Source organism: Kitasatospora sp. MY 5-36 (assembly GCF_001182915.1).
Taxonomy (GTDB): Bacteria; Actinomycetota; Actinomycetes; order Streptomycetales; family Streptomycetaceae; genus Kitasatospora.
This window is the reverse complement of record NZ_LFVW01000736.1, coordinates 1-5,142: the sequence shown is the minus strand read 5'-3', so window position 1 is coordinate 5,142 and position 5,142 is coordinate 1. Positions and strand designations below refer to the sequence as shown.

6 protein-coding genes are annotated in these 5,142 nt (G+C 74.4%); 2 read left to right on the top strand and 4 right to left on the bottom strand.

Going from position 1 to position 5,142, the window contains the following annotated elements; genetic code table 11:
• Positions 1-363 (bottom strand): FAD-dependent oxidoreductase (locus AE652_RS34845; protein ID WP_049658981.1); only part of this gene is annotated, 363 nt, incomplete at its 3' end.
• A 461-nt stretch (positions 364-824) separates the two neighbouring features.
• On the bottom strand, positions 825-1,730 hold the full coding sequence (locus tag AE652_RS34840; RefSeq protein ID WP_049658980.1) for a TIGR01777 family oxidoreductase: 906 nt from the start codon (positions 1,728-1,730) through the stop codon (positions 825-827).
• Between the two features lie 76 nt (positions 1,731-1,806).
• Between AE652_RS34840 and AE652_RS34835 the strand changes: the two genes are divergently transcribed.
• Together AE652_RS34835 and AE652_RS48695 are read left to right on the top strand one after the other, a co-directional pair.
• Positions 1,807-2,313 carry a GNAT family N-acetyltransferase gene (locus tag AE652_RS34835; protein ID WP_049658978.1) on the top strand — a complete coding sequence of 169 codons (507 nt, stop codon included), beginning with the start codon at positions 1,807-1,809 and terminating at the stop codon, positions 2,311-2,313.
• Between the two features lie 151 nt (positions 2,314-2,464).
• A complete protein-coding gene (locus AE652_RS48695; RefSeq protein ID WP_049658977.1) occupies positions 2,465-3,604 on the top strand; it encodes a DUF2510 domain-containing protein in 1,140 nt (379 codons plus the stop codon).
• 41 nt (positions 3,605-3,645) lie between these two features.
• On the opposite strand, the gene AE652_RS34825 is transcribed toward AE652_RS48695, so the two are convergent.
• Complete coding sequence (locus AE652_RS34825) at positions 3,646-4,161, bottom strand: DUF4240 domain-containing protein (RefSeq protein WP_049658975.1); 516 nt, start codon at positions 4,159-4,161, stop codon at positions 3,646-3,648.
• Positions 4,162-4,342: 181 nt separating this feature from the next.
• On the bottom strand, positions 4,343-5,142 hold an 800-nt coding region (locus tag AE652_RS34820), incomplete at its 5' end, for a 2-oxo acid dehydrogenase subunit E2 (protein ID WP_049658973.1).

The window sequence follows — 5,142 nt, the reverse complement described above, 5'->3', positions numbered from 1 at the left end:
CCGGGCGGCGGCCTGCCGGGCGACGGCGAGCTGGGGGTCCCCGGCGCGGTACCGGCGGCCGGCGCTGTGCACCAGCACGCCGGGCGCGAGCGGGCGCAGGTCGAGGCGGTCGAGGTCGAGCGTGCGGCGCAGCTCGGGGAAGGCGGTGTTCAGCAGGTGACTGCCGTCGTCGAGCCGGAATCCGTCCTGTTCGCGGGTGGCCATCCGGCCGCCGATCCGGTCGGTGGTCTCCAGGACCTGGACGTCGAGGCCGTGGCCGGTGAGCGCGCGGGCGGCGGCCAGGCCCGCGAGTCCGGCGCCGACCACGACGACGTCCGGGTCGGACGGCCGGCGGGCGCGGCGGGTGAAGTCGTACGTGGGCACTGGGGTGCTCCCTCCCTGGTCCCGGGGCTCCGGCCGACGCAGGCAGCGGGGTGCCGGGACACGGTCCGTGGAGGGTGATGCCCAGTCAGTACGAGCATCAGACAAGCGCATCGGGCCGGATCCGAGGGCCGGGGAGGGTTGTGCGGCACCGGGCGGGGGCGCGGTCACGGACAGTGCGCCGTGGTGGCCGGGTTCGGGGGTCGGCGGGCGCGTACGGTCACCGGGGGCGTGCGACGCGCCCACCATGTGCTCCCGTGCGCCCCCTCCTCGGGCCCCCTCGGGCCGGGCCCGGCATATGCCGCTGGCCAGGGTGGATGCCGCGGTCGGAGTACGCACGGCTCCGGACGCCCCGCGCGCACACCCATGCGTCACACCGTCGCGCGCGCGCCCAGGCGTCGCGCCCCCGCGCGCACGCCCACCGATCACATCGCCGCGAGCACCGCCGCACGCACGCCGGCCCGTCACATCGCCGCGAGCACCGCCGAGTACACGTCCGGGTGGGTGAAGCGGAAGCCCGCGTCCAGCAGCCGCCGCGGCACCACCCGATGGCTGCCGACCCCCTCGACCGCCAGCTCGCCCAGCACCGCCTTGAGCACCGCCTCCGGCACCGGGAACGGCGTCGGCCGCCGCAGCGCCCGCCCGAGCGCGGTGGTCAGCTCGGCGTTGGTCGCCGGGTTCGGCGCGGTGAGGTTGAAGGCGCCGGAGAGGCCGTCGTGGTCGATCAGGAACCGCAGCGCGGCCACCTCGTCGTGCAGCGAGATGAAGCTCCAGTACTGCCGCCCGTTGCCGAGCCGCCCGCCGAGGCCCAGCTTGAACAGCGGGAAGAGCCGTCCGCCCGCCCCGCCGGCCGCGGACAGGACCATCCCGGTGCGGGGGTGGACGACCCGGATCCCGGCCCGTTCGGCCGGCCTGGCGGCGTCCTCCCACTCCCGGCAGACCTCGGCCAGGAAGTCGTCCCCGGCGGGGGAGTCCTCGTCGATCACCCGGTCGCCGGTCTGTCCGTACCAGCCGACCGCGGAGGCGCTCACCAGGACCTGCGGCGGCTCCTTGAGCGCGGCCAGGGCGACGGCCAGTGTCTCGGTGCCGTACGCCCGGCTCTCCCGGATCTCCCGCTTGTAGGAGTCCGTCCAGCGGCGGTCGCCGACCCCGGCGCCGGCCAGGTGCACCACGGCCCGGACCCCGGTCAGCCCGTCCCGCTCGACCTCGCCGAGCAGCGGGTTCCAGCCGATCGCCGTGCTGCCGTCCGGCCGGGGGCCGGTCTTGGAGCGGTGCCGGACCAGCCGGACCACCTCGTGGCCGTCCGCCAGCAGGGAGCGGACGAGCGCGGAACCGATCAAACCCGTGGAACCCGTGACAGCGATGCGCATGCGCCCATCCTCGCAGCTCCCGCCCGCTCCCGCGGTGGTCCCGACCGCCCGTCACCTTCGCATGCGTCCCGTTAGCATGACGCGCATGCCTGACGACGATCTGATCATCCGTACGGCGCGGAGCGAGGACGAGCGCGAACTCGCCGTCCTCAACCACGCCGCCTGGTCCGTCCTGTCCGACGTCTCCCCGCGACCGCCCGTCGAGGACCCGGTCTTCGACGAGCGGCACCCGGCCGAGCAGTACCTGCTGGCCGTCCTGGACGGCCGGATCGTCGGCTACGTCCGTCAGGTCCCGGCCACCCCGCTGGCGAGCAACCGGCACGTCCGGCAGATCCAGGGCCTGGCCGTCGACGACACCGTCCGCGGCCGGGGCATCGGCCGCCGGCTGGTCGAGGCGGCCTGCGCGGCGGCCCGGGCCGAAGGCGCCCGCAAGCTGACCCTGCGGGTGCTCGGCTGGAACGCCCCGGCCCGTCGGCTCTACGAGAGCTGCGGCTTCGTCGTCGAGGGCTCGCTGGCCGAGGAGTTCCTCATCGACGGCCGGTACGTGGACGACGTCTGGATGGCCCGCCGCCTGGCCGACTGAGCCCCGGACGGCACCCCGCCGAGCCCGCCCGGGCCCGCGCCGAAGATTCGAACAGGCTTGCCGCGAGCGGATGTTCGGCGTTCCGGGCCGGTGCCGAGTCGTGACGGTTCCGCGCTGTCTGGACCGCCGCCGCGCCGGGTACCGTACGCCCGTGAGCAACTCGACGCCTCCCGGGTGGTACCCGGTCCCGGGTGCGGACGGCACCCCCGGTCACGAGCGCTGGTGGGACGGCAACGCCTGGAGCAGCGAGGTCCGACCGCTCCAGGACGGCGTCGCGGGCGGGCTCGCCGACGCCCCCACCCAGACCCGGCCGCCGTCCGACCAGCGGCCCGGCTACGGCTACCCCGGCGGCCCGGCGGCGCCCTACGGCCACCCGGGCCAGGACGCCCACCAGGCCCCGGCCTACGGCTACCCGGGCCAGGACGCCCACCAGCTCCCGCCCCACGGCTACCCGGGTCAGGACGCCTACCAGGCCCAGGGCCAGGCCCAGGGCGGCTACCCGGCCCAGGGCGCCTACCCCGGCCAGGGCCCCGGCTACGGCTACCCGGGCCCGGGCTACCCGCCACCCCAGACGGCCAAGGCCAGGCCGCAGACCGGCCTGGTCATCGGCATCGCGGTCGCCGTGCTGGCCGTGGGCGGGATCGTCGCCGGGATCGCGTTCAGCGGCGGCGGCGACCGGAGGGCGGACCCGACCCCGGACCCCACGGTCACCGTGACCCAGAGCGGCAGCCCCACGTCGAGCCCCAGCCCCACCGTGCCCACGCCCACCCCCAAGCCCAAGCCCCTGCCGGTGGTCAAGAGCACCGTCCCCGACCCGCAGCACGCGATCACCGTGCCGGTCTTCGACGGCTGGGACGTGTCCACCAACCCGCCGCACTCGACGGTCTACCTCGGCACCGGCCGCTACAGCTGCCCGGACGGCAGCTCCTGCATCCGCGGCCAGTTCTCGGTCGAGAAGGACACCGTCCAGGGCACCACCCCGAAGGCGGCCGCCGACGCCCAGATCCCCGTCTACGCCGGGCAGATCTTCTCCGGGGTCAGCTCGCACACCGACGCGGGATCCGGGTACGTCAGGGTGGCCGGGGTGCTCGGCTACGCCACCCGCTGGCACATCCGCACCACGGACGGCACCCAGGGCTACGTCCTGCTGGCCGCCCTCCCGGCCAAGGGCGGCGGCTACGTGGTCATGGAGGGCGGCGTGGACGACAGCCCGGCCGCGCCGGACTTCTCGGCGCTGGACCAGATCCTCAACGGCATCCAGCAGGACAGCTCCTCCGGCAGCAGCACCTGACGAAACCGCGAGGGCCGGTCCGCCGGCCCGTCCGGTACGCCCTAATCCCCGTACCGCTCCCAGAGCTTGGGGTAGCGCTTGGCCATCACGTCCGGGTCGTCGAAGTCCAGCGCCGGCCCGGACGGCTGCTCGGCCTGCCGCCCGCCCACCTCGGGCAGCGGCAGCCCGGTCAGCCGCTCGTACGCCTCGTCGGCGGCGTAGCCGAGGTCCTCGGCGTCGCCGTCCTCCTCCTCGTCGAACTCCGGCAACAGGTCCGCCAGGTCGTCCGGTTCGGCCAGTCCGCCCTCGAAGACCTCGCGGCCCTGGCCGATCAGCCAGAAGCGGAAGTAGTCGAAGGAGTCGTCCGAGGCGCCGTCGAGCAGCAGGTAGGCCGCGCCCCACAGGTCGTTGCGGTAGGCGCGCCGGAACCGCGCCTGGAACAGCCGGGCGAAGTCGATCACGTCGTCCGGGGTCAGCTGGAGGAGCCGTTCCACCAGGAGGTCGGCCTGTTCGTCGGGGTCGCCGTCGGCGGCGTCCCGGGTGTCGTCGATGATCTGCCAGAAGTCCGTCTCGTCCATCACCGCTCAAGCATCCCCGTTCGGCCGCCTCCGCGCATGCCACGACTCGACACGGGCCCGTGCCCGGTGTGCCCGGGGTCCCGGAACCCGGTGCGCCCGGGGGCCGGGAACGGCGGAACCCCGCGCCGTCCGGGGACGACGCGGGGTTCCGTACGCGGGGTGCCGCGGGGACCCGGTGGGGTCAGAGGCCGAGCTCGACCTCGAACTCGCCGGCCTCCAGGATCTCCTTGACCGCGACCAGGTAGCGGGCGGCGTCGGCGCCGTCCACCAGGCGGTGGTCGTAGGAGAGCGACAGGTAGGTCATGTCGCGGATGCCGATGGCGGTGCCGCCGTCGGCCTCGATGACGACCGGGCGCTTGACGGTGGCGCCGATGCCCAGGATGGCGACCTGGTTCGGCGGCACGATCACGGTGTCGAACAGCGCACCGCGCGAGCCGGTGTTGCTGATGGTGAAGGTGGCGCCGGACAGCTCGTCCGGGGTGATCTTGCTGTCGCGGACCTTGCTGGCCAGCTCGGCGGTCTTCTTCGAGATGCCGGCGATGTTGAGGTCGCCCGCGCCCTTGATGACCGGGGTCATCAGGCCCTTCTCGGAGTCCACCGCGATACCGATGTTCTCGGTGTCGAAGTAGGTGACCGTGCCCTCGGCGTCGTTGATCCGGGCGTTGACGACCGCGTGGACCTTCAGCGCCTGGGCGGCGGCCTTGACGAAGAACGGCATCGGGGAGAGCTTGACGCCCTCGCGGGCCAGGAAGCCCTCCTTCGCCTTGGCGCGCAGCGACATGATCTTGGTGACGTCCACCTCGACCACGCTGGTCAGCTGGGCCTGCTCGTGCAGCGCCTTCAGCATGTTGTCGCCGATGACCTTGCGCATGCGGGTCATCTTGACGGTCTGACCGCGCAGGGCGGACGGCGCGGCGGCGGCCTTTGGCGCGGCGGCCGGGGCGGCAGCGGCGACCGGGGCCGGAGCGGCCTTGGCGGCCT

Excerpts from the sequence above, each read along its gene's own strand:
- AE652_RS34840 (WP_049658980.1), bottom strand. The coding sequence starts at position 1,730 with ATGCGCATCGCTGTCACGGGTTCCACGGGTTTGATCGGTTCCGCGCTC.
- AE652_RS34835 (WP_049658978.1), top strand. The coding sequence starts at position 1,807 with ATGACGCGCATGCCTGACGACGATCTGATCATCCGTACGGCGCGGAGC.
- AE652_RS34825 (WP_049658975.1), bottom strand. The coding sequence starts at position 4,161 with ATGGACGAGACGGACTTCTGGCAGATCATCGACGACACCCGGGACGCC.